Here is a 20,794-nt window from a genome sequence, read left to right on the forward strand (position 1 = left end):
AGGTACGGCGCGTGGGCAGTGCGGCGGGCGGCCCGTGGTCCCGCCGCCGACCGAGACCGGCGCCCACGCCGCACGTTCGGGCGGCGTTCGGGCGGCGGCGCGCCGCGCCGCCGCGCTTGATACCCATAAGAACAATTCGGCAGTGCCCGCGCTACGTGATTGCGATCGCTTCGCGCCCAGTGCTCAGAGCTTGGCCAGCAGGGCCACTACGTCGGCGAAGCTGCCGGTCAGGGAGTCGAGAACAGCCTTACCTTTTTCGGCGGTGCCCAGGGACGGGCGCCCGATGACCCCGGTTTCGGTGTAGGCCCGCATGCCCTCAGTCAGCAGATGACGGCGGTCGTCAGCGAGGTGGTCAGTGTCCTCGTAGCCAGGGCGAATCACTTCAGGACAGGCGTGCAGCAAGACGGAGGTCTCGATTTCCCCGGCGTGCATGTCCTCGTGCATGGAACTGACCAGTTCAGCGGCGGCCCTCGCCTCCTGCCAGTCCTCCCGGGTGGGGAACAGCGCCATCGTGCGGCCTTCGGCATTGGCCTCTTGGACGACGTTGCTCAGCACGTAGTTGCCGCCATGGGCGTTGACCACCACCAGAGCCTGCGGGCCGGTGCGGGTGACGGAGTCGTAGACGTCGGTGATGACGGCGTGCAGGGTGCGGGCGGAGATGCTGACGGTTCCGGGCCAGGCGCTGTGCTCATGAGAGCAGGAGATCGTGATCGGGGGCAGCAGCAGGACGGGGTAGGCGTCTGAGATCTTTCGGCAGATGAGGGTGGCGATGATCGTGTCGGTGCTCAAAGGCAGGTGGGGGCCGTGCTGTTCGAAGCTACCAACGGGCAGGACGGCGATGGGGGCGTTGCGGTGGCGTTCCTCGGTGGTGGTCGCGGTGGGCAGCGCGTGGATCACCGTTCTCCTTCTGGTGGCCGGGGTGCTGGCAGGAAGAAGGACTCGGCGAGGAGGTCGAGTCTGGTGAGCAAGTCTGCCACGGCCCGATCCGTCGACCACCGGGACAACTGAACCCGGAGGGTGGCAAGCTGGCCGGCCACCCGGCTGGAACGCAACGCCTGGATCCGCGGGATGGCCTCCTCGGTCACACCACAAGCTTGGTCGCGTTCGCCCGCCATGGCGTAGGAGGTGGCCATGCGGGTCAGGAACAGGGCGTGGTCGCGGGCCTGGCTGGCGGGTGTCCACTGGGAGCGGCTGGCCTCGAAGATCGGGATCGCGGTGCTGGCCTGACCGAGTAGGAGCCGGGTGGCTCCGGTCTCCATGGCGATGTAGGCGGGCGTGCAGTACGGCGCGCGGTCGCTGTCGGTCTGACTCAGCCCCGCGGTGGCCTCGACGAGGGCGCTTTCCGAGTCGCGGGCGGAGTCAGTGGCTTCGCCCAGGTGGGCATTGGCGATGGCCCGAGTGCGCAAGATGACGGCCCGTAGACGAGAGGTGAGGGCCTCGGGGGTGGTCAGAGCGGCGTTGGCCAGGCCGAGGCCGTGACCGTGGTCGCCGGACTCGATGGCGATGGCGCTTTTGCGCATGAGCACATAGGAGATGACGCGCTGGTCTCCCAGTTCCATGGCGTAGTCCAGGGCTTTGTTGGTCCACATCGTGGCCTGGGGGAAATCGCCGAGGTCCTGGTGGAGCCAGCCGCAGAACTCCAGCAGTTCACTGGCGAAACTGAGCGCTTCGGCACGGTCGGCGCCTCGCGTCACCCGGCATACGTGCCCGATCAGGGGGATCTGGCTGGTGACCGCGTTGACGAGCAGGGGTGGCCCCATGATGGCCTCGGCCTGGATGTGGGCGGTGAGAACGTGCCGCAGGCCGGAGATGACGGGGCGGCTGGAGGCGCCGGTGAAGGTGGTGAGGTACTTCGTCGGCACGTCTGGTTCCGGCAGCGGGACCTGGCCGGATGGTGCGGCATCTGGCGTCGAGAACGGGCCTTTGGGGGCCAGACCGAGGGTCATACGGGCGGGGTCGGGCATGTTCAGGCCGTCAGCGATGCGTTCGATGACCTCGAACGAGGTGACCTGCACGGCCCCTTTCATGATCTCGCTGATCTTGCCCTGGCTGAGATTGACCGCGATGCCGATGCGGGTCTGGCTGGCTCCGGTGCGCTGGCGGATGAGCCGGAAAAGCTGCCCGATGTTCCGACTTCGGAGACTTTCCAGGATTTCGGGACGTTGCCATACTTCCGGCAGGATAACGACTGGTTCAGTCGCATCTGCGGGCATATGGAATATCTCCTTGAAAGCTCGACTTTCGGGTATTCAACGGTTGCCGCCGAGTGGTTATCCCGTCAAGGGATACAGGCCATCCGCCTGAAGGATTCTGCGCCGGGATGGGAGACAACGGTGCAGGTGAAGACCCTTGACTCATGATTGGCGAGGATGCGCCGACGAGGGCGGCGGAGGAGAGGTGCCCGGCCTGTCGTGGGCGGGGCTGGCGGTGGGTTCGCCGTACCCGTGCTGAGATGGCGCTGCTGCTGGACGGGCAGGCCGTGACGCTGGTCCGGGTCGCGTGCCCGGACTGCCCGGCGGCGAGTGAGGCGGCGTGATGGGCCGCGACGAACGCCCTGTTGCCGGGCCGGGGCCGGTGGCCGGTGCGATGGAGGCGGCTCAGGGGTTGCAGCGGGAGTTGGCCGCGCTGGGGATCGCCTGCGATGTGCACGCCGGGCACTGCCTGGCCCTGGTGTCGGTCTGGTCGGGGCTGGTGGTGTGGACCGACGGCCGGACCTTCCGGTGGCGTTCCGGTCGTGACGTCATCGGCCGGGTGGTGCGGGACGGGCTAGGCTGGGACGCCTGCGGGCGGGTTGAGGATCTGGCGGGTACGGCACAGCGGGTGGCGGCCCGGTATGCCGAGCTTCGCCGCCTGGCCGCCTTCACCGACGTGGCGCCGAGCGGCTGGGTTCCGCTGTGACGGTGCGGGGCGGGTGTCTGAGCCCGCACCCGGCTCGGCCGCTTCCGGATCACATGAGGTTGGTGTGGCGCAGGCCGTGCCAGGCCGAGCGGCTGCGGGTGATCGCGTGGAGCTGTGACTGCGGCGCGGTGGTGTACGAGCTGTGCCATGCCGGTGGGCAGGCGTTCGTTCGCCGTACGCACCATTTCAACGGTGCCCGGATGGTGCATGAGACCTACCGGTGGCCGATCCGCAAGGGTGATGACGTGTGGAAGGCGTTGCTCTGCGGTCAGGCCCGGTAGAACGGCGCGGTGGGATGGGGTCCCTCTGGTCTTGGAGGGGTCCGGGGAGCGTTACCCCTGTCCCGCCGCGCTCCTTACGTTGTGTCTGATGGCGGCTGCGGGCGAGGGGTTGATGCGCGGACGGTCAGGGTCGAGGCGTCGGTGGCGGAGATGAAGACGGGAGAGCTGATCACCGGTCGTCCGAAGTCGGAGGCGGGCGCTCGGGTGGTCACTCTGCCGGAAATCATCGTCGGTGACCTGACCTGGCACCTCCAGCGGTTCAGCGAGTCGGCACCTGACGGCCTGGTCTTTGTGGGGGAGAAGGGCGCCCAGCTCCGGCGGAGCAACTTCACGAAGGTCTGGGCCAAGGCCATCACGGAAGCCGGGATTCCGAAGATCCACGTCCGTGACCTGCGGCACACGGGCAACACGCTGGCGGCGATGACCGGGGCCTCGCTCAAGGAGTTGATGGCGCGGATGGGCCACTCCAGCACCAAGGCGGCGATGGTCTATCTACACACGTCCAAAGACAGAGACCGCGTGATCGCCGATGCTCTCGGAGAGATCGTTAAGGCGGGACTCAAGAACGAGAGCAAGGGTGATCGAGGCGATGATCCACTGGCCGATCAGCCAACCGTGGGCTAATCGGTCACATGGAGCTTAAAGGTACAAAGCCTGCATTCGCCTGCATTCCGCAAGCGGGGTAGGGGAGCGTCCCCCTGCTTTACTGCTCCTTGCGTGAGAGCGGCGCGTCGGTCGCCAAATAGCGAACGGCTCTCTGTTGGCGCAGAGAGCCGCTCTTACGTCCCTCGGTAGTCGTAATAGGAGAGGACGTCGTTGATGAGCGTACGGAAGGGGCCTCCGCCAGACAAAGCGGCGGCGGGCGGCGGAGATGGGCGTCTGCCTCAGAGGTGGGTGACCATCCTGGCTGTCTCGTCTGCGATCGCCGTCGTTGCGGGGTTCCTGACCAACCCCATGGTCGGAGTGCCCGTCTGGCTCGCGGCGATCGGCTTGCTGCACCAGATCATGGACTGAGGTCGCGAAGCGGAGGGCCGCCGTGAGCGGTGGACGTGATGATCGGCGGCCCTCCATGCCAAGATCAACTGATCTGGCACGGATCTGGCACGTGAGTGAGAAACGTCTCAGGAAACAACGAAGGCCCAGATCGGAAATCTATCCCTGACCTGGGCCTTCTCTCGTGGAGCGGGTGACGGGAATCGAACCCGCGCTGTCAGCTTGGGAAGCTGATGTTCTGCCATTGAACTACACCCGCAAGGCGGTGAACCGCGTCCCCTACTGTAGCGGAAAGTTCGGGGTGTCTGCTCGCTCGTGGGTCTGCTTTCGGTGGGGGGCGTGGTTGGTAGGTTGCCCACGTGCTGCTTTCCGATCGTGACATCCTTACCGAGATCGACTCCGGCAGGGTCAGGCTTGACCCCTTCCAGCCGGAGATGGTTCAGCCGTCGAGCGTCGACGTACGGCTGGACCGTTACTTCAGGGTCTTCGAGAACCACCGGTATCCGCACATCGACCCGGCGGTCGAGCAGTCCGATCTGACGCGGCTGGTCGAGCCCGAGGGGGACGAGCCGTTCATCCTCCACCCGGGGGAGTTCGTGCTGGCGAGCACCTACGAGGTCGTCACGCTGCCGGACGACATCGCCTCCCGCCTTGAGGGCAAGAGCTCGCTGGGCAGGCTGGGGCTGCTCACCCACTCGACCGCGGGGTTCATCGACCCCGGGTTCAGCGGTCACGTCACGCTGGAGCTCTCCAACGTCGCCACGCTGCCGATCAAGCTCTGGCCCGGCATGAAGATCGGCCAGCTGTGCATGTTCCGGCTCAGCTCACCGGCCGAGCACCCCTACGGCTCCGAGAAGTACGGCTCGCGCTACCAGGGACAGCGGGGCCCGACGCCGAGTCGTTCGTACCTGAACTTCCATCGCACCCCGATCTGACGGGGTGGTGATGGAAATCACGTGACGGCTCCGGGCCCTACACGCCGCGCCGGGGCGGTAACGCGATGATCACCGTCCCCTGGGACGGCTCCATGGATGACCGGTTTCCACGTAATATGGGTCAAAACCAGCATAACGGTCATCGGAAAGATGCGCCCAAGGCTCCCTCAACCCGTGTGTTGCCAGGTATACGCCGGGTAGCGACAGCTGGAAGAGTGGGCGTCTTGCGGGTGAAGTTCGCATTTCCGCTGGTAACCCGTACCCTTCTCTGCGGACCATCCCCGCACATCTGGAGAACGACGTGCGCCTGCGTCTCACGCCTAGTGAGGACAGCTACTACGACTTGTTCGCCGACTCGGCGAACAACCTCGTCACAGCGTCCCGACTGCTGGTAGAGATCATCAGCGACGGGTCGGACAGGGAAGCCCTGGCCGAGAAAATGCGCGCTTGTGAGCACGCCGGTGACGAGCGTACTCATGCGATCATGAACCGGCTGAACGAGAGCTTCATCACCCCTTTCGACCGCGAGGACATCTACCGTCTCGCCTCGAACCTCGACGACGTGATGGACTACATGGAGGCCGCGGCTGACCTCATCGTCCTCTACCAGATCGACCATCTCCCCAAAGAGGTAGTCCGTCAGGTCGAGGTGCTGGAACGTGCCGCGGAGCTCACGGCCGAAGCCATGCCCCGTCTGCGCTCGATGCGAAACCTGAACGAGTACTGGATCGAGATCAACCGGCTGGAGAACCAGGCTGACCAGGTCTACCGCCGCCTTCTCGCCAAGCTCTTCGGTGGCGAGTACGACGCGTTGACCGTCATGAAGATGAAGGAGGTCATCGAGCAGCTTGAGATGGCCGCCGACGCCTTCGAGCACGTGGCCAACACGATCGAGTCGATCGCGGTCAAGGAAAGCTAAGTGGATCTCACGCTCGCACTCGTCATCGGCGTGGTGGTCGTGGCGTTGGCGTTCGACTACACCAACGGTTTCCACGACGCGGCGAACGCGATCGCGACCTCGGTCTCGACACGCGCGCTGACGCCGAGGGCGGCCCTCTTCATGGCCGCCGCGATGAACTTTCTGGGCGCCCATCTCGGCACGCAGGTGGCGGCGACCGTCGGCAAGGGCATCATCGACGCCCCGAAAGGCAGCCACGGTCTGGTGATCGTGGGCTCCGGCCTGATCGGCGCGATCGCCTGGAATCTCATCACGTGGTATTTCGGTCTTCCCTCATCGAGCAGCCATGCCCTCATCGGGGGCCTGGTCGGCTCGGCGCTCGCCTCGTCGAGCGTCGTCCACTGGGACGGCGTGGTGGACAAGGTCGTCATTCCGATGATCCTGTCGCCGGTGCTCGGTTTCTTCCTGGCGGCGATCATCATGATCGCCATCCTATGGGGTTTCCGGCGTTCCCAGCCCGCCAAGACCAACCGGGGCTTCCGGCACGCGCAGACCCTGTCGGCCGCGGCGATGGCCCTCGGCCACGGCCTTCAGGACGCGCAGAAGACCATGGGTGTGATCTTCCTGGCCCTGGTGGTCGGCGGGTTCCAGCACGACGGGGACCCGATTCCGCAGTGGGTCATCCTCTCGGCGGCCACGGCCATCTCGCTGGGCACCTACGCGGGTGGCTGGCGGATCATGCGGACGCTCGGGCGCAGGATCATCGCCCTCACCCCGCCGCAGGGGTTCGCCGCCGAGTCGGCGGCGGCGGCGGTGCTCTACGTCGCGGCCCTGGGCTTCGGCGCTCCCGTGTCCACCACCCACACGATCACCAGCGCGATCATGGGCGTCGGCGCGACCAAGCGCCTGTCGGCCGTGCGCTGGGGGGTGGCGGGCAACATCGTGACCGCCTGGGTTCTCACGATCCCGGCGGCGGCCCTGGTCGCGGCGCTGTCCTACTACGCGCTGCACTGGATGGTCGAGTAGGCGCGGGGCGCCCGCGGGCGCCCCGACCTTCACCCCTTCTGATACATGACGTCCACGTCCCAGCGGGTGAAGCCCAGCCTCTCGTAGAGGCGGACCGCCGCGACGTTGCTCTCGTCGACGTACAGCATCACCTGGGCCAGCCCCAGGGAGCGCAGGTGCGCCAGGCCCGCGAGGGTGAGCGCCCTGCCGAGGCCGCTTCCCTGCTCGGCGGGATCGACGCCGACGACGTAGACCTCGCCGATCGGCTCGTGGCCGTCGTGCACCTTGGTCCAGTGGAACCCCGCCAGGCGTGCCGTACCGTCCCGTGGGTCGTGCCGTTCGGCGAGGAAGAAACCCGCGGGGTCGAACCACGGCTCCCGTTCGCGCAGCCTGAGGTCCTCAAGGGTCCAGGAACCCTGCTCGGGGTGGTGGGCGAAGGCTTTGGCGTTGAGCGCGACCCAGGCCTCCTCGTCGGGGGAACCGGGTTCGAAGGCGCGCAGCCTTACCCCATCGGGAAGTTCGTAGGGCGGCAGTTCGGCGGACAGGGGGCGGCGCATCCGCCACAGTGACCTCACCCTGGCGAAGCCGGTCGCGGCGGCCAGCGCCTGCGCCCCCGGATGCCCCCCGTGCGCCCACACGCGCAGTCGCCCCCCGGTCTCGTCGAGTACGGCCCGCAGCAGGCGTCGCCCGTAGCCCCGGCGCCGGAAGGCGGGGTGGACGACCAGTTCCCCACCCGGGTCGGCGGGGTCGGTCAGGTCGAGGTGCGCGTAGCCGACGAGGTCGTCCCCGGCGTACAGCAGCGTGGAACGTGTCCGATCGCCGCCGTGGCGCAGTTGCAGGATCGCCTGTTCGTTGAGCGGTCCGACACCGTCCGCCTCCATCGCCGCCTCGGCCACGCCCAGGACGGCGGCCACCTGTGAATCGGTGAGTCGTTCCCTGTGTTCCACACGCACGTTCATGTTCTGGACTTTAGGCGCAGTGGCATTTCAACCGGCGATCGGGTAGTGGCAAAAGGCGCCACCTTTCGGGACGGTTAATCGTTACCTCTAGGACATTCCTTGCATAGATCGTCACTTTAATGTCGTGGTTCATGACGTCTCGTACCTTCCAGCGCCTGGCCATGGCCGGGGCTCTCGCCGGAGCGGGTCTCGTGCTCGCGATGGGTCCGGCCGAGGCAGGCGCCTCAGGGACCCAGGGAACCACGACCAAGGCTCCCAGGACGGTCCCCGTCCGCCTGCTCGCCCTCAACGATTTCCACGGTAACCTCGAACCCCCGACCGGCTCCTCGGGACGCATGGTCGACGAGAACGGCACGACCGTCGACGCGGGCGGCGCCGCCTACGTGGCCACCCACCTCAAGCAGCTGACCGACAGGAACACGCTGAAGGTCGCCCAGGGCGACCTGATCGGGGCCAGCCCGCTGCTGTCCGCGGCCTACCACGACGAGCCGTCCGTCGAGTTCCTCGGCAAGATCGGCGTCACCGCCTCCGCCGTGGGCAACCACGAGTTCGACGAGGGTTACACCGAACTGCGACGCATCATGTACGGCGGCTGCCACCCGACGGACGGCTGTTCGCCCGCGGGCCGCTGGAAGGGCGCGCGCTACAGCTACCTGGGTGCGAACGTGCTCTTCAGGAAGCCGGGCGGCGGGGCGGAGCAGGAGGCGCTCGCCGCGTTCGGCGGCCAGGACAGCGGGTCGCTGCGGGCCCTGCTGAAGGGGTACGGCATCCCGGCGCTGCCGCCGGTCGCGGTCCGCTGGGTCAACGGCGTGCCGGTCGGCTTCATCGGCCTGGTCACCCAGACCACCCCGGGCATCGTCACCTCCGAGGGCATCAAGGACCTGCGGTTCGTCGACGAGGTCAAGGCGGCCAACGTCGCCTCGAAGCTGCTGAGGCTGGTCGGCGTCAGGGCGCAGGTGGTGCTGGTGCACGAGGGTGACCAGGTCACCGCGGGCCAGTCGCCGGACGCCTGCAGCGCGCAGCCCGGCGTGGGCACCAGGATCGCCACCCAGGTGGACCCCGAGATCGACGTCGTCCTCAGCGGCCACTCCCACCAGGCCTACCTGTGCAAGGTGACCGACCCCGCGGGCGGCACCCGGCTGTTCAGCCAGGGCGGCTCCTTCGGCCGGGTGATCACCAAGGTCGACTTCCAGGTGGACGTCCGTACCCGTGACGTGGTGCGCTCCTCGGTCGTCGCCGACAACCAGGTCGTGACCCGCACGGTCACCCCCGACCCGGAGATCACCGCGTTCGTGCAGTCCTGGAAGGACCGCGTCGCACCGGTGGCCAACAGGCCGATCGGCAGGATCACCGCCGACATCACCAACGTCGCGGGCCCCTCCGGCGAATCATCCCTGGGCAACCTCATCGCCGACGGCCAGCTCGCCGCGTCCAGGAGCGGGGGCAACGCGCAGATCGCCCTGATGAACCCCGGTGGCGTACGGGCGAGCCTCACCTACGCGGGCTCACCCGTGGGGGAGGGCGACGGCGTGGTCACCTACGGCGAGGCGTTCACCGTGCAGCCGTTCAACAACCTCGTGCAGGTGGTCACCCTCACCGGGGCGCAGCTGAAGACGGTCCTTGAGCAGCAGTTCCCCGGCGGCCCCAACGCGCAGCCGTTCACCAAGATCCTGCAGCCGTCCTCGAACCTCACCTACACCTACAGCACGGGTGCCGCGTGGGGCTCGAAGGTCTCCGACCTCAAGATCGACGGAGTGGCCGTGACGGACACCCAGAGCATCAGGGTCACGGCCAACAACTTCCTCGTCGGCGGCGGTGACGCCTTCGCCGAGTTCACCAAGGGCACCGATGTGTGGAGCGGGCCGCTCGACATCGACGCCTTCGCCGCCTACTTCGCGGCGAACCCGTCGATCACGCCTCCGGCCCCCACCCACATCACCGTCGTCCCCTGATCACGACAGAGCACCGGAAAGCGTTTCAGTGGCGGACGGGCTCGCGCTCGTCCGCCGACTCGCCGCCGCGCTCGGGGACGAAGCGGTAACCGACGTTTCGTACGGTGCCGATCAGCGACTCGTACTCGGCGCCGAGTTTGGCGCGCAGCCTCCTGACGTGCACGTCGACGGTCCTGGTGCCGCCGAAGTAGTCGTAGCCCCACACCTCCTGCAGCAGCTGGGCGCGGGTGAAGACCCGGCCCGGGTGCTGCGCGAGGTACTTCAGCAGCTCGAACTCCTTGAACGTCAGGTCCAGCGCCCGCCCGCGCAGCCGCGCGGTGTAGGTGGCCTCGTCGATCGCCAGGTCACCGCTGCGGATCTCGTCGGGGACCTCCTCGGCGGTGGACAGGTCGAGTTTGCCGACGGCCATCCGCAGCCGGGCCTCGACCTCGGCGGGGCCCGCGCTGTCGAGCAGGACGTCGTCGACGCCCCACTCGGCGGTCATGGCGGCCAGGCCGCCCTCGGTGACGATGACCAGCAGGGGACAGGTGATGCCCGTGGTCCGCAACAGCCTGCACAGTCCCTTGGCGTGGACCAGCTCACGGCGCGCGTCGACAAGCACGGCGTCGGCGGGTGGGATGTCGATCAGGGCCGAACCCTCGGCGGGGGCGACCCGCACCGAGTGCAGTAGCAGCCCCAGCGCCGGGAGCACCTCGGATGAGGGCTCAAGGGCGTTGGTGAGCAGCAGGAGATTGCTCACGGTGCCTCCTTCCCGCGTCGTGCCGGCTGCTGGCCGTACAAACACGTAAGGACCCGGGGGCTACGTCGCCCAGGTCCCGTGTAGGTGAGGATAGCCGACGTGGCTGAGGCGTCCACGGAGTGTCCAGCCAGTGAACACGGTTCGCCCCGTGGATTCACGGTAACAGGATGATGACCCAGCGTATATGGGAGGGATTGGTCGGGCCATGGCGAGAGGGACGATTCGGTACTGGGCGGCGGCGAAGGAGGCCTCGGGGGTGGCGGAGGAGCCCTTCGAGGCGGGGACGCTGGCCGAGCTGCTTGAGGACGTCACGCGGGGGCGCGCGGAGCTGGCCAGGGTGGCCGGGCGCTCGTCCTTCCTCGTGGACGGGCACCCGGTCGGCAGGCGGGCGCACGACACGGTGGTCCTGGCCGACGGGGTGACGGTCGAGGTGCTTCCGCCGTTCGCGGGTGGATGACCGGGTGCGGCACTTGGTGAGGTGTTTTGGAGATGATTGCCGGGGGATGTGCTGCGATGGCACTCTGGCCGGACCGAGGCACTGAGGGGCCCTCAGCCGAGGCACCGGGTCGAGGCACTGGACGGGGAGTCAGATGCGCAAGCTTGTCGCTTTTCTGGTTTTGCTGCTCGTTCTGGTCGCGATCGTGGACAGGGTCGCCGTCACCGGGGCGCAGCGGGAGCTCGCCCGGCAGGCGACCGCGAGATACGACCTGGAGAACCCGCCAGAGGTGAGCATCCTCGGCATCCCGTTCCTGACGCAGGCGATCGCGGGGCACTACGACGAGGTCAAGGTCGCGGCGGGCCCGATGACGCTGAACGGACTGCGCCTTTCCAGCGTCGACTTCACCCTCCACGACGTCACCGCCCCGCTGTCCGACCTGGTGCTCCACTCGGAGCGGGCCGACATCCGCGCCGGACGGGTCGAGGGGACCGTGGTGGTCCCGCTGGCGACCCTGAACCAGAAGGCGCCGAACGGGATCAAGGTCTCGGTCGACGGCGACACCCTGGTGGTCGACGGGGAGGTCACCGTGCTCGGCCAGAAGGTCCCGGTCAAGGCCGACCTGAAGATCGGCGTCTCGGCGGGGGAGCTGCGGTTCGCCCCCGAGAAGGTCACGGTCGGTGGGGGCATCCCGGTGCCCAACCCCGAGCGGTTCATCAACTACCGCATCCCGATCAAGAACCTGCCGTTCGGCGTGAAGATCACCGGCGTGCGCGTCGTGCCCCAGGGGATACAGGTCTCCGGCGAGGCGTCCGACGTTCCCCTGCACGGATGAGGAAACGCTCCAGCGTGTGACGACGTATGACTGAACCGAAGCGCCGCGCCGTACGTCGTGAGGGTGTGAGCCAAGCCGGAACCGCCGACGAGCAGCTCGTCAGAGCGCTCTTCGACGAGCATGGCGGCCCACTCTACGGTTACGTTCTGCGGCTGACGGGTGACCCGGGGAGAGCGGAGGATGTCGTGCAGGAGACGCTGCTGCGGGCGTGGCGGCATCCTGACGCGCTCAGCGGGAAGCCCATCCGCGCGTGGCTGTTCACGGTGGCCCGCAATCTTGTCGTCGACCAGCACAGGGCGCGCAAGGCGCGTCCGCCGGAGATGGGGGACGAGGCGCTCGCCGTCGTGCCCGCCGACGACGAGCTCGAAAGGGCCGTCGAGTCGTGGGCGGTCGCCGAGGCGCTGGCCACGCTGAGACCGGAGCACCGCGAGGTGCTCGCCGAGGTCTACTACCAGGGGAAGTCGGTCAAGGAAGCCGCCGAGGCGCTCGGGATCCCCGCCGGAACGGTGAAGTCGCGCACGTATTACGCGCTTCGGGCGCTCAAGCTGGCGCTGGAGGAGCGGGGGCTCGCGCCATGATGATGACCTGTGATGACATGCGGATGTCGCTCGGGGCGTACGTGCTCGGGGCGCTGGAGCCGGAGGAGTGCGTGCTCGTCGAGGCGCACCTCGCCGAGTGCGACGGCTGCCGCGCGGAGTTCGAGGAGCTGACCGGGGTCGCGGCCTTCCTGGGGAAGGTGTCCCAGGAGGACGTGGCACAGGCGGCCAGCCCGCCGCACGCCGTACTCGACAGGCTGCTGAGCGCGCGGGCCAGACGGCGCAGGATGAGCAGGGTGCTGCTGTCGCTGGCGGCCTCGGTGCTGGTCGTCGGTCTGGGCGGGACGATGTGGGCGAGCATGCGCCAGTCGCAGGACGGCGGCTCTTCGGCGGCGATGCCCGCGGCGGTCTCGGCCTCGGCGGGCGGCGAGAGCGGTCAGTCGCGGCTGATGAAGGACCAGGGGCAGGGATACGCGGGCTCGGCCTCGGAGAGCCCGTCGCCGGAGGCCCAGGACAACCAGGTCTTCTCCGGGGTGCCGGAGAAGCGCAGGGTGGTCAAGGGAACCGAGGGTCCCGTCCACGCCACGGTCGTCCTGACCGAGGGCGAGGGCACCACGACCGTCAAGGTCGTCGTCTCCGGGATCGCCAAGGGCACCCCGTGCAGGCTCGACGTGGTCGGTGCCGGTGGACAGCGGCAGACGGCGGCCAACTGGGTGGTCAACAAGGCCGCCTACGACCGCTCGGGCCCCTTCCAGGGGAGCACCACGATCCCGTTCGGGAGCATCTCCAAGGTGGAGGTCACCACGGAGCAGGGGGAGACGCTGGTCGGCGTCACCGTTCCCTAACCGGGGAATGGGCCGGGGCGGGCGCGTGTTGTCGTGCTCCGTGACCGGATTGGCAGTGGTTCTCGTCACGCTGGCCGTGGCCACCCTGGTCGGCGTGATCGTACGGCGGCGCAACGGCGTGCCGCGTGACGTGGGGGGCGACGTGGAGCGGCTGACGACCGGCGATCTCGGAGCCCCCCTGGGCGAGCGGGCGACACTGGTGCAGTTCTCCAGCGCCTTCTGCCAGCCGTGCCGGGCGACCCGCAGGATCCTGTCCGAGGTGACGGCGATGGTTCCCGGGGTGGCGCACCTGGAGATCGACGCCGAGTCCCGTCTCGACCTCGTCCGTTCGCTGAACATCATGCGAACCCCGACCGTACTGATCCTTGACGCGTCAGGACGTGTTGTGAAACGTGCCTCCGGGCAGCCACGTAAGGCCGACGTGATCGGCGCGCTCGGTCTCGCCGTTGGCGAGTGAGCGGGTCAGGTATCACGCGTTGGGCAAATTTGTCTCATAGCGTGGACAGGGATGTGACAGACGATGGAGCGTCAATGTAGTGTCTTGGACATGAACCCCTCGACAGAGCTGCTGACGAAGCGGCGCGCGGTCGATTTCTGCCGCGTCGCCACCGCGCTCTGTCGCGTTTCCTAAAGGGCGATCTCAAGCGGCCATTGCCGCACCGATCTGTACAACCCTTCAGGAGCATCGAGCGATGCAGGTTGATCCCCGTGCCCTTCGCTTCTCTGCGGCCTTGACGACAGTTGTCCTCGCCCTCGTCCTCGTGACGGGAAGCGCGTGGTTGCTGGCCGCCCAGGCCGTGGTGTTCGCGCTGAGCCTTTTCGGTGCCTCGCCGTACGGGATGATTTTCAAAGGGATCGTGAAAAGCCCTCCGTCGGAGTTGGAGGACGCAGCCCCACCGCGCTTCGCGCAGGCAGTGGGCCTGGTCTTCGCTCTGGCGGGACTGGTCGGCTACGTCACGCAGATCACGCCGCTGGCCCTCGGCGCCACCGCCGCGGCACTTTTCGCCGCCTTTCTCAACGCCGCCTTCGGTTTCTGCCTTGGCTGCGAGATGTTCCTGATCATTCGCCGTATATTTCCCGCCGCAAATTAATCCCGGAGGATTCCGATGAGCCGCTCCGCCGTCCTGGTGGACGCCGACTGGGTCGAGGCCAACCTCGACACCGAGGGCATCGTTCTCGTTGAGGTCGACGAAGATGCCAGTGCCTATGACAAGGGCCACATCCGTGGCGCCGTGAAGGTCGACTGGAAGCAGGACCTCCAGGACCCCGTCCGCCGCGACTTCGTGGACCGCGAGGGCTTCCAGGCGCTGCTCTCCTCCCGGGGCATCGCCAACGACGACACCGTGGTTCTCTACGGTGGCAACAACAACTGGTTCGCCTCCTACGCCTACTGGTACTTCAAGCTCTACGGCCACGAGAACGTCAAGCTGCTCGACGGTGGCCGCAAGAAGTGGGAGCTCGACTCCCGCGAGCTGGTCAAGGACGTCCCCAACCGCCCGGCCACGAATTACCAGGCCAAGGAGCAGGACCTCGCCATTCGCGCGTTCCGCGACGACGTCGTGAACGCGATCGGCAAGCTCAACCTGGTCGACGTGCGCTCGCCCGACGAGTTCACCGGCAAGCTGCTGGCTCCCGCGCACCTCCCGCAGGAGCAGGCCCAGCGCGCCGGCCACGTGCCGACCGCCCGCAACATCCCGTGGTCCAAGGCGGCCAACGACGACGGCACCTTCAAGTCCGACGAGGAACTGAAGGCTCTCTACGAGTCCGAGGGCGTCGACTTCGCCAAGGACACCATCGCCTACTGCCGTATCGGCGAGCGCTCGGCCCACAGCTGGTTCGTGCTGCACGAGCTGCTCGGTCAGGCCAGCGTCAAGAACTACGACGGTTCGTGGACAGAGTACGGCTCGCTCGTGGGCGTGCCGATCGAACTGGGAGAGGCTCGATAATGACTCAGGGATGCGCTGCTCCGGAACAGACGATCGCCCTTCCGGCCGGGATCGACCTTTCGACCCAGGCCGTCATCCAGGGAGTGGTCTCGGGCACGGGCACGGCCTACGCCCGGCTGCTCGACCACTCCGGCGAGTTCACCGGTGAGGTCGTGGTGTCCGACGAGGGCATCTTCCGCTTCTTCGCCGCCCCCGGTGAGTGGACCGTCCGCATCATCGCGGGTGGTGGCGTCACCAAGGACATCCCCGCCCAGGCCCGCCTGGGTGAGGTCACGCAGCTCGCCGTGGCTGTCTGACCTCGAAGAACCGATCACCGGAAGCCGGTGCCCCGCCTGGGGTGCCGGCTTCCGGCGTGTCTCACGCGGCTCCGCGCCGCTCGGCCCTGCGGACGGCGTCGGCGTAGTCGGGCTCCGCGGACATGGCCGCCGCCAGGCGCAGGTGGGGCAGGGCCTCCTCGGGGCGGTTGGCCCGTTCGAGGGTACGGCCCAGCAGGAACCTGGCGTAGTGGTCGCCGGGGGCGCGCTCGACCAGCGCCTCAAGCACCTGCCGCGCCCTGCCGAGCTGCGCCGAGGCGAAGTAGGCGCGGGCGGCCAGCGACCCGACCGTGGGATCGTCGCCGTGCTCGTCGAGTAGCGGACGCAGCATCTCCAGCGCGCCGAGCGGGTCACGGGCGTCGAGCAGGGACTCCGCGTGGCGCAGCCGCGTGACCTCCTCGGGAAGGTCACGGCCGGGGGTGGCCTGCCGTACGAGATCGCGTAGGACCTCGGGGGACTGGGCGCCCGCGACCGCGCGGTCGCCGACCACGAAGGTCGGGGAGGTGACGATGCCGAGGGCCTTGCCGCGCAGGAGCTGGTGGCGGACCTGCTCGGTGCCCTCCCCGGCGGCGAGCGCCTCCGCCACGCCGTCCAGGCCCGCGTCGGCCGCCAGGGCGGCCAGGACCGCGGGGTCGCCGATGTCGGCCCCCTCGGTGAAGTGGGCGTCCAGGATCCGCCCGACGACGGCGTCCTGGAGGGCGGGGCCGCCGCGGTCGAGGGCGACGGCGATCACCCGGTGGGCGTCGAACGTGTTGGGCGGGGAGGTGGCGTCGTGGTCCTGCTCGCGCGGGGCCGTCGGGTCGAGTTGGTAGGGACGCCAGACGACCTCGACGTCCTCGCCGAACCCCGCGCTCACCAGGCGCCGCCTGCCGACGTGGGCCCAGGCGCAGACCATGTCCGCCCAGACTTCGATGCGCTTCATGACCTGTGCAACAAAGTGGACCTGCCGTTTGTTCGACGGGGATTGAAGCTCGCGTCCGGGCCGGTGCGGGCCGCTAGGATTCCTTGAGTGTCCGGAACGCCTGCTATGTCCCCGCCGCTGCCGTCGCCCAGAGCCGCGGGTCGCGGGCCGAGCACGCTGACGGCCTACTCCCTGCCCACGCACACCCTCAGGATCCTGGGGGCCTGCGGCATCTCCCTGGTGCTCTGGTTCTCCGCCGGGCGGGCGATCCGCGCGGGCCTGCTGTGGGCGGGCACCGAGCTGTCGCACGGCGACTACCGCCAGGCGCGGCTCGTCGTCACGATGTTGATCTTCACGTTGATCGTGATGAACGAACTCGTCATCACCGTCGGCATGCTCTACTCCGTGCGTGGCGCGCTCAGGGAGATCCGGGTACGGCGGGCGGGGGACGAGGCCGACGAGAGCCTGTTCGGCGCGCTCAACCGGGCCACCCTGGTCTTCGCCACCATCTACATGGCCTGGAGCTTCCACGTCGACGACGCCAGGGACTTCGTCTCGCTCGACATCACGCACAACGTCGGGCAGGACCTCGTGCGGACCTTCGCCGGGGAGACCGTCACCACGGGCACCGGCCTGGTGGGCCTGGACGTCCGGCTCTCGATCGGCATCGCGGTCGTGGCCTACGGCCTCAAGGCGCTCTTCGGGTGGTGGCACGCCAACGACAGGGTCAGGGGAAGCGGCATCATGGCCACCTTCTTCGAGCTGGCCTTCGCCTTCTACAGCATCAACGCGATGTTCACCCTCGTCTCCGCGCGTTCCGACTGGCTGTCCAGCCGGGTCGCGGTGACCACCCTGAACGGCTGGCTGGAACAGGCGCAGGGCGGCATCCCCGGGTGGAAGGAGGTGACCGGGGTCGTCGCGGAGGTCTGGCCGTACGTGGTCTCCGCGCTGGTCGAGCCGCTGACCTGGCTGACGGTCGCCTCGCTCGTCTACGGCGCCTTCGCCGAGGACACCCGCGCGGTCGTACGGGGGACCAGGCTGGACACCGTGGCCGACCGCATGGAGCAGACCCACACGCTCACCCGCTCGACCATGACCCGGGCCACGACCGGGTTCCAGGAGCGCTGGGTCCCGCCCGCCAACGCCTTCCGGCTTGCCGTACGGGGAGGAGCCGCCCTGTTCGGGCTGTTCTGCCTGCTCTACGTGCTGATCAGGGTGGGGACCGACTACGCCGACCAGGGGATACGGATGCTGGTCGGCAGCGAGGAGCCCTACATCTGGGTGTTCCTCGGCAACCCCGCCGGGGTCGTCAGGGAGCTGATCGTCAAGGTGCTGACCATCTGCCTGCTGGCGGCCACGTTCGACATCGCCGCCACCCGCAGCCGCGAGGCCGGAGAGGTCGTCAGCGCCTGAAGCGCAGCACGTTGTCCTTCAGCTCCTGCTCCTTCGCGGTCCTCTTGAACATGTCCTGTACGGACTCGCCCTCGATCATGCGTGCCGGGCTGGGACGCACGTAGACCTCGACCTGCGCGGCGAGCGCCCTGGGCACCATGCTGACCATGTCGTAGTGGTACGGCGCGCCGACCCTGTAGTCCTTGACCTCAAGGGGCAGGTCGTCGACGAGGGGCTCGACCTTCCAGACCCGCCCGTCGAGGGCCCGCACCTCGACGTCGGGAGCGGCCCTGCGGATGATCCCCTCCTGGTCCAGGGCGACCCGGGTGAGCCTGATCTTGAGCCACTGACGGTCGGCCGGGATGGGACGGGCGTTGGGCATGGTGTCCACGGCCTCCACGCTCACCTGCCAGGACACGTGCCTGAACGACGCGGTCTGCCCGGCCGCGAAGACGTGGACCTGGTCCGGGGGACGCGCCTCAAGGTAGGTGCTGTAGCCGTCCAGCGTGGGGACGGCGATGGCGACCGCCAGGGCCAGCACCGCGCCGGTCGCCAGCAGTGCCGTACGGCCACGCCTGGGCGGGGGCGGGTCCGCGGGCCCGTCGGGCCCGTCAGGCTCGGTGCCGTCGGCCTGGGGCGCGGTGGGGACCGGGTCCGGAGGAGGGGGCTCCTGCGTCATCCCGAGGGGCTGCATGGCGGGCACGGGCCGCCTGGGGGGCAGCGGGGAGGCGGGGACGGCGGGGAAGGGCTGCGTCGAGATCCCGGCGTGCTCCTCCCGCGCGTGCTCCTCGCGGGCGGCCGGGGGCCAGACCTGCTGGTCGGGGAAGGCCGCGGGGGACTCGGCGAACCAGGAGCGACCGGGCCGCGCCGGGGGAGCCGGGGCGGGCCGGGGTTGCGGCGGGGGAGTTTGGGCGGGCTGGGGTGGCTTCGGCGTTGGCGGGACAGGCTGCGCCGGGGCCGGGTGCGACCCTGGGTGCGACAGGCCGGGCTGCGGCGTGGGCGCGGGGTGAGCCGTGCCGGGGCGCGCCTCGGGGGCGGGGCCGGGCTGGGGCGGTTGGGGCCAGGTGCCGGTGCCCTGGGAGGGCCAGGGGGCACCCGGCGGATCCTGCCTGGGAGCGTCCTGATGGGCGTGCCTCGGGGCGGGCTGGCCGTACGGGGGGCGCTCCTCCCCGGGGGCGGACCGGCCGGGCTCAGGGGCGGGCCAGCCGGGGCCGGGAGCTGGGCGGCTGGACTCGGGGGCGGGACGGCCGGGAGTGAAGAGGCCGGGGTCGGAAGGGGCCTGGGCGGGGCCCTGCCAGGGGGCGTCCTGTTGAGGGGGCTGGGCGGGCTGGCCGTACGGGGAGAAGGGGGGACGTTCCTCCTCGGCGGCGGGCCAGGCGGGCGCGTCCTGCTGAGGGGGCTGGCCGTACGGGGAGAAAGGGGGGCGTTCCTCCTCGGGAGCGGACCGGCCGGGCTCGGGAGTGGGCCAGGCGGGGTCGGTGGGGGGCCAGCCGGGTTCGGGGGTGGGGCGGCCGGGCTCGGAAGGGGGGGTCGGCGTGCCCGTCACTTCTTGTTCCCCAACGGATAGACGTCCTTGGCTTCGGATACCAGCCGGGCCGCGCCCGCCTCGTCCAGGCCGAGGTCGATCTCCACCTCGGGCAGGGACGGTTCGACGATGAAACCGCGTACCGAGCTGACCACGATACGGGCTCCGGCCAGTTGGGAGACGGGGAGCTCGAAGACCGCGGGGCCGGAGACCCACCAGCCGGGCTGGACGAAGAACTGCTTGATGGTCTGGGTCTCGGGCACCCGGTCCGTGGAGGCGTAGCGGTGGCCGTCGGCGGTGAGGACCTCCAGCCAGACGACCTTCTGCGGCTCCCTGGTCGCCTGGGCCGCGAGATCGACGATGAGGAAGATGCCGGTGGTCGTCGCGGTCTGCGGCTTGCCGCTCGTCCCCGGCACCTCGATCGCCTTGGCGGCGTGTACGGCCTTGGCCTGGACCCAGACGCGTGAGGCCCGCACCTCGTCGCCGACGCCACCGGTCCAGGTGAGCGGGGCGCCGCGGTCGTCACGCGTGTAGGCGAAGGTCTGCGCCCACACCGCCGCCACGGCGAACGCCAGCCCGGCGACCAGTCCCACCGGCCGCTGCCACCTGCGGGGCCGGGAGGGGGCACGGCGGCGGCCACGGGTGGGCGCGGCCACGCGCTCGGGGGCGACGGTTCCCATCAGGTGTTCTCCTTCCGCCGGACCGGGAGGGTGACCTGCGCGGCGACGGTCGGCGGCCCGCTGGGATCCTCGCTGACGAGCACCCAGCCGAGTTCGTGGCTGAAGCCCTCGTTGAACTCGAAGGTGCCCACGTCCAGTTTCACCTGCTGGGGGGCGCGCTGGCCCTCGGTGAGCTGGTATTTGATCACGACGGTCGAGGGGACGTCCGGGTGGAGCTGCTGGCTCGGGACGCCCTGGGTGGCGACGGAGGAGAGCGGGCCGTACGGTGTCTTGATCTCGGGGGTGACCTTGAGCAGGCCCGCGCCGAACAGCAGGCCCCGCTCGGCGCCGTGCCAGGGGGAGCCGACCGGGACGGTCTTTTCGCCCTTGTTGGTGACCTTCAGCACGATCTCGACGAAGTGCTTGCCCGGCCCGCCGTACGTGTCGGGCTGGAAGGCCGTGCGGGACTCGACGAAGGTGGTCGTGAACTCGCCCTGGTCGACGGTCGCGCCGGGGCCGAGCTGTTTGGGAGGCTCTTGGGGAGCCTCGGCGAGCCCACCGAGGGCCGCGGTGACTCCCAGACCGGTGGCCGCCACCAGAGCGGCTATCGGGACCGCGACCGGGCGCCGTCGCCTGTTTTCGCCACCGGAGGGAGACGTCATGACAAAGGATGGTAATCGCTTACCTTCACCCCATCCGACTCATTCATCCCTTAAGCAGCGATGAACATGGGGAAAATGCAGCA

Annotated in this window: 26 protein-coding genes and 1 tRNA gene; 18 read left to right on the forward strand and 9 right to left on the reverse strand. The window is 68.9% G+C overall.

Features of this window, described 5'->3' with window-relative positions:
• Nucleotides 1-183 precede the first annotated feature (183 nt).
• Together FHS44_RS03850 and FHS44_RS03855 are read right to left on the reverse strand one after the other, a co-directional pair.
• Nucleotides 184-897: a creatininase family protein gene (locus FHS44_RS03850; protein ID WP_184712455.1), complete on the reverse strand. Its 714-nt coding sequence runs from the start codon at nucleotides 895-897 to the stop codon at nucleotides 184-186.
• Nucleotides 894-2,213 carry a helix-turn-helix domain-containing protein gene (locus tag FHS44_RS03855; protein WP_221460321.1) on the reverse strand — a complete coding sequence of 440 codons (1,320 nt, stop codon included), beginning with the start codon at nucleotides 2,211-2,213 and terminating at the stop codon, nucleotides 894-896. The genes FHS44_RS03850 and FHS44_RS03855 overlap by 4 nt, the downstream gene beginning before the upstream one ends.
• Before the next feature lie 143 nt (nucleotides 2,214-2,356).
• On the opposite strand from FHS44_RS03855, the gene FHS44_RS03860 reads away from it, so the two are divergent.
• The 4 genes from FHS44_RS03860 (at nucleotide 2,357) to FHS44_RS03875 (ending at nucleotide 3,803) form a co-directional block, all read left to right on the forward strand.
• Complete coding sequence (locus FHS44_RS03860; protein WP_184712456.1) at nucleotides 2,357-2,536, forward strand: hypothetical protein; 180 nt, start codon at nucleotides 2,357-2,359, stop codon at nucleotides 2,534-2,536.
• A complete protein-coding gene (locus FHS44_RS03865; protein ID WP_184712457.1) occupies nucleotides 2,536-2,898 on the forward strand; it encodes a hypothetical protein in 363 nt (120 codons plus the stop codon). The genes FHS44_RS03860 and FHS44_RS03865 overlap by 1 nt, the downstream gene beginning before the upstream one ends.
• 62 nt (nucleotides 2,899-2,960) lie before the next feature.
• Nucleotides 2,961-3,179 carry a hypothetical protein gene (locus FHS44_RS03870; RefSeq protein WP_221460322.1) on the forward strand — a complete coding sequence of 73 codons (219 nt, stop codon included), beginning with the start codon at nucleotides 2,961-2,963 and terminating at the stop codon, nucleotides 3,177-3,179.
• Between the two features lie 150 nt (nucleotides 3,180-3,329).
• Complete coding sequence (locus FHS44_RS03875; RefSeq protein ID WP_246435254.1) at nucleotides 3,330-3,803, forward strand: tyrosine-type recombinase/integrase; 474 nt, start codon at nucleotides 3,330-3,332, stop codon at nucleotides 3,801-3,803.
• Between the two features lie 554 nt (nucleotides 3,804-4,357).
• Here the strand turns inward: FHS44_RS03875 and FHS44_RS03880 are convergent.
• A tRNA-Gly gene (locus tag FHS44_RS03880) sits at nucleotides 4,358-4,431 on the reverse strand.
• 100 nt (nucleotides 4,432-4,531) lie between these two features.
• Between FHS44_RS03880 and dcd the strand changes: the two genes are divergently transcribed.
• The 3 genes from dcd to FHS44_RS03895 all read left to right on the forward strand — a co-directional run bounded on the left by dcd (nucleotide 4,532) and on the right by FHS44_RS03895 (nucleotide 7,031).
• Nucleotides 4,532-5,107 (forward strand): dCTP deaminase, encoded by a 576-nt coding sequence (gene dcd, locus FHS44_RS03885; protein WP_184712460.1) that lies wholly within the window; start codon nucleotides 4,532-4,534, stop codon nucleotides 5,105-5,107.
• A gap of 301 nt (nucleotides 5,108-5,408) precedes the next feature.
• Entirely contained in the window at nucleotides 5,409-6,026 is a 618-nt protein-coding gene (locus FHS44_RS03890; RefSeq protein ID WP_184712461.1) for a DUF47 domain-containing protein, read from the forward strand.
• Nucleotides 6,027-7,031, forward strand: a complete 1,005-nt coding sequence (locus FHS44_RS03895; RefSeq protein WP_184712462.1) for an inorganic phosphate transporter — start codon at nucleotides 6,027-6,029, stop codon at nucleotides 7,029-7,031. It abuts the gene before it with no gap.
• A gap of 29 nt (nucleotides 7,032-7,060) precedes the next feature.
• On the opposite strand, the gene mshD is transcribed toward FHS44_RS03895, so the two are convergent.
• Entirely contained in the window at nucleotides 7,061-7,969 is a 909-nt protein-coding gene (gene mshD / locus FHS44_RS03900) for a mycothiol synthase (RefSeq protein ID WP_184712463.1), read from the reverse strand.
• Nucleotides 7,970-8,100: 131 nt separating this feature from the next.
• On the opposite strand from mshD, the gene FHS44_RS03905 reads away from it, so the two are divergent.
• A complete protein-coding gene (locus tag FHS44_RS03905; RefSeq protein WP_246435065.1) occupies nucleotides 8,101-9,921 on the forward strand; it encodes a bifunctional metallophosphatase/5'-nucleotidase in 1,821 nt (606 codons plus the stop codon).
• Between the two features lie 25 nt (nucleotides 9,922-9,946).
• Here the strand turns inward: FHS44_RS03905 and FHS44_RS03910 are convergent, their stop codons facing one another.
• Nucleotides 9,947-10,660 carry a winged helix-turn-helix transcriptional regulator gene (locus tag FHS44_RS03910; RefSeq protein WP_184712465.1) on the reverse strand — a complete coding sequence of 238 codons (714 nt, stop codon included), beginning with the start codon at nucleotides 10,658-10,660 and terminating at the stop codon, nucleotides 9,947-9,949.
• A gap of 205 nt (nucleotides 10,661-10,865) precedes the next feature.
• On the opposite strand from FHS44_RS03910, the gene FHS44_RS03915 reads away from it, so the two are divergent.
• The 9 genes from FHS44_RS03915 (at nucleotide 10,866) to FHS44_RS03950 (ending at nucleotide 15,554) form a co-directional block, all read left to right on the forward strand.
• Complete coding sequence (locus FHS44_RS03915) at nucleotides 10,866-11,117, forward strand: MoaD/ThiS family protein (RefSeq protein WP_184712466.1); 252 nt, start codon at nucleotides 10,866-10,868, stop codon at nucleotides 11,115-11,117.
• A 133-nt stretch (nucleotides 11,118-11,250) separates the two neighbouring features.
• Nucleotides 11,251-11,931, forward strand: a complete 681-nt coding sequence (locus FHS44_RS03920; RefSeq protein ID WP_184712467.1) for an LmeA family phospholipid-binding protein — start codon at nucleotides 11,251-11,253, stop codon at nucleotides 11,929-11,931.
• A gap of 26 nt (nucleotides 11,932-11,957) precedes the next feature.
• Nucleotides 11,958-12,509 carry a sigma-70 family RNA polymerase sigma factor gene (locus FHS44_RS03925; protein WP_184712468.1) on the forward strand — a complete coding sequence of 184 codons (552 nt, stop codon included), beginning with the start codon at nucleotides 11,958-11,960 and terminating at the stop codon, nucleotides 12,507-12,509.
• Nucleotides 12,506-13,312: a zf-HC2 domain-containing protein gene (locus FHS44_RS03930; protein ID WP_184712469.1), complete on the forward strand. Its 807-nt coding sequence runs from the start codon at nucleotides 12,506-12,508 to the stop codon at nucleotides 13,310-13,312. The genes FHS44_RS03925 and FHS44_RS03930 overlap by 4 nt, the downstream gene beginning before the upstream one ends.
• A 40-nt stretch (nucleotides 13,313-13,352) precedes the next feature.
• On the forward strand, nucleotides 13,353-13,769 hold the full coding sequence (locus FHS44_RS03935) for a thioredoxin family protein (protein ID WP_184712470.1): 417 nt from the start codon (nucleotides 13,353-13,355) through the stop codon (nucleotides 13,767-13,769).
• A gap of 90 nt (nucleotides 13,770-13,859) precedes the next feature.
• Nucleotides 13,860-13,943: a putative leader peptide gene (locus tag FHS44_RS42675; RefSeq protein ID WP_352004551.1), complete on the forward strand. Its 84-nt coding sequence runs from the start codon at nucleotides 13,860-13,862 to the stop codon at nucleotides 13,941-13,943.
• Between the two features lie 61 nt (nucleotides 13,944-14,004).
• A complete protein-coding gene (locus FHS44_RS03940; RefSeq protein WP_184712471.1) occupies nucleotides 14,005-14,403 on the forward strand; it encodes a DUF4395 domain-containing protein in 399 nt (132 codons plus the stop codon).
• Nucleotides 14,404-14,418: 15 nt separating this feature from the next.
• The gene (locus FHS44_RS03945) at nucleotides 14,419-15,258 is read left to right on the forward strand and encodes a sulfurtransferase (protein WP_184712472.1); all 840 of its coding nucleotides are present in this window, start codon (nucleotides 14,419-14,421) and stop codon (nucleotides 15,256-15,258) included.
• Nucleotides 15,258-15,554 (forward strand): DUF1416 domain-containing protein, encoded by a 297-nt coding sequence (locus FHS44_RS03950; RefSeq protein ID WP_184712473.1) that lies wholly within the window; start codon nucleotides 15,258-15,260, stop codon nucleotides 15,552-15,554. The genes FHS44_RS03945 and FHS44_RS03950 overlap by 1 nt, the downstream gene beginning before the upstream one ends.
• A 61-nt stretch (nucleotides 15,555-15,615) precedes the next feature.
• Here FHS44_RS03950 and FHS44_RS03955 read toward each other — a convergent pair whose 3' ends face one another.
• Nucleotides 15,616-16,494, reverse strand: coding sequence for a DsbA family protein (locus FHS44_RS03955; protein WP_184712474.1), 879 nt, complete (start codon nucleotides 16,492-16,494; stop codon nucleotides 15,616-15,618).
• 87 nt (nucleotides 16,495-16,581) lie between these two features.
• Here FHS44_RS03955 and FHS44_RS03960 point away from each other — a divergent pair, with 87 nt between their 5' ends.
• Nucleotides 16,582-17,886, forward strand: a complete 1,305-nt coding sequence (locus tag FHS44_RS03960; protein ID WP_184712475.1) for a hypothetical protein — start codon at nucleotides 16,582-16,584, stop codon at nucleotides 17,884-17,886.
• Here FHS44_RS03960 and FHS44_RS03965 read toward each other — a convergent pair.
• The 3 genes from FHS44_RS03965 to FHS44_RS03975 are packed head-to-tail and all read right to left on the reverse strand — an operon-like array spanning nucleotide 17,876 to nucleotide 20,711.
• On the reverse strand, nucleotides 17,876-19,411 hold the full coding sequence (locus tag FHS44_RS03965) for a chromosomal replication initiator protein DnaA (protein WP_184712476.1): 1,536 nt from the start codon (nucleotides 19,409-19,411) through the stop codon (nucleotides 17,876-17,878). The two genes, FHS44_RS03960 and FHS44_RS03965, sit on opposite strands and share 11 nt — an antisense overlap.
• Nucleotides 19,408-20,070, reverse strand: a complete 663-nt coding sequence (locus FHS44_RS03970) for a hypothetical protein (RefSeq protein WP_184712477.1) — start codon at nucleotides 20,068-20,070, stop codon at nucleotides 19,408-19,410. Before FHS44_RS03970 ends, FHS44_RS03965 begins: the two co-directional genes overlap by 4 nt.
• A complete protein-coding gene (locus tag FHS44_RS03975) occupies nucleotides 20,070-20,711 on the reverse strand; it encodes a hypothetical protein (RefSeq protein ID WP_184712478.1) in 642 nt (213 codons plus the stop codon). The genes FHS44_RS03970 and FHS44_RS03975 overlap by 1 nt, the downstream gene beginning before the upstream one ends.
• Nucleotides 20,712-20,794: the final 83 nt, after the last annotated feature.

This window comes from Streptosporangium saharense, from assembly GCF_014203715.1.
Lineage (GTDB): Bacteria > Actinomycetota > Actinomycetes > Streptosporangiales > Streptosporangiaceae > Streptosporangium > Streptosporangium saharense.

Bases quoted from the DNA above. Each gene is read 5' to 3' on its own strand.
- FHS44_RS03875 (WP_246435254.1), top strand. From the start codon at position 3,330: ATGAAGACGGGAGAGCTGATCACCGGTCGTCCGAAGTCGGAGGCGGGC.
- FHS44_RS03950 (WP_184712473.1), top strand. From the start codon at position 15,258: ATGACTCAGGGATGCGCTGCTCCGGAACAGACGATCGCCCTTCCGGCC.
- FHS44_RS03905 (WP_246435065.1), top strand. From the start codon at position 8,101: ATGACGTCTCGTACCTTCCAGCGCCTGGCCATGGCCGGGGCTCTCGCC.
- FHS44_RS03860 (WP_184712456.1), top strand. From the start codon at position 2,357: ATGATTGGCGAGGATGCGCCGACGAGGGCGGCGGAGGAGAGGTGCCCG.
- FHS44_RS03930 (WP_184712469.1), top strand. From the start codon at position 12,506: ATGATGATGACCTGTGATGACATGCGGATGTCGCTCGGGGCGTACGTG.
- FHS44_RS03915 (WP_184712466.1), top strand. From the start codon at position 10,866: ATGGCGAGAGGGACGATTCGGTACTGGGCGGCGGCGAAGGAGGCCTCG.
- FHS44_RS03955 (WP_184712474.1), bottom strand. From the start codon at position 16,494: ATGAAGCGCATCGAAGTCTGGGCGGACATGGTCTGCGCCTGGGCCCAC.
- FHS44_RS03925 (WP_184712468.1), top strand. From the start codon at position 11,958: ATGACTGAACCGAAGCGCCGCGCCGTACGTCGTGAGGGTGTGAGCCAA.
- FHS44_RS03975 (WP_184712478.1), bottom strand. From the start codon at position 20,711: ATGACGTCTCCCTCCGGTGGCGAAAACAGGCGACGGCGCCCGGTCGCG.
- FHS44_RS03945 (WP_184712472.1), top strand. From the start codon at position 14,419: ATGAGCCGCTCCGCCGTCCTGGTGGACGCCGACTGGGTCGAGGCCAAC.
- FHS44_RS03940 (WP_184712471.1), top strand. From the start codon at position 14,005: ATGCAGGTTGATCCCCGTGCCCTTCGCTTCTCTGCGGCCTTGACGACA.
- FHS44_RS03920 (WP_184712467.1), top strand. From the start codon at position 11,251: ATGCGCAAGCTTGTCGCTTTTCTGGTTTTGCTGCTCGTTCTGGTCGCG.
- FHS44_RS03970 (WP_184712477.1), bottom strand. From the start codon at position 20,070: ATGGGAACCGTCGCCCCCGAGCGCGTGGCCGCGCCCACCCGTGGCCGC.
- FHS44_RS03855 (WP_221460321.1), bottom strand. From the start codon at position 2,213: ATGCCCGCAGATGCGACTGAACCAGTCGTTATCCTGCCGGAAGTATGG.
- FHS44_RS42675 (WP_352004551.1), top strand. From the start codon at position 13,860: ATGAACCCCTCGACAGAGCTGCTGACGAAGCGGCGCGCGGTCGATTTC.
- mshD (WP_184712463.1), bottom strand. From the start codon at position 7,969: ATGAACGTGCGTGTGGAACACAGGGAACGACTCACCGATTCACAGGTG.
- FHS44_RS03865 (WP_184712457.1), top strand. From the start codon at position 2,536: ATGGGCCGCGACGAACGCCCTGTTGCCGGGCCGGGGCCGGTGGCCGGT.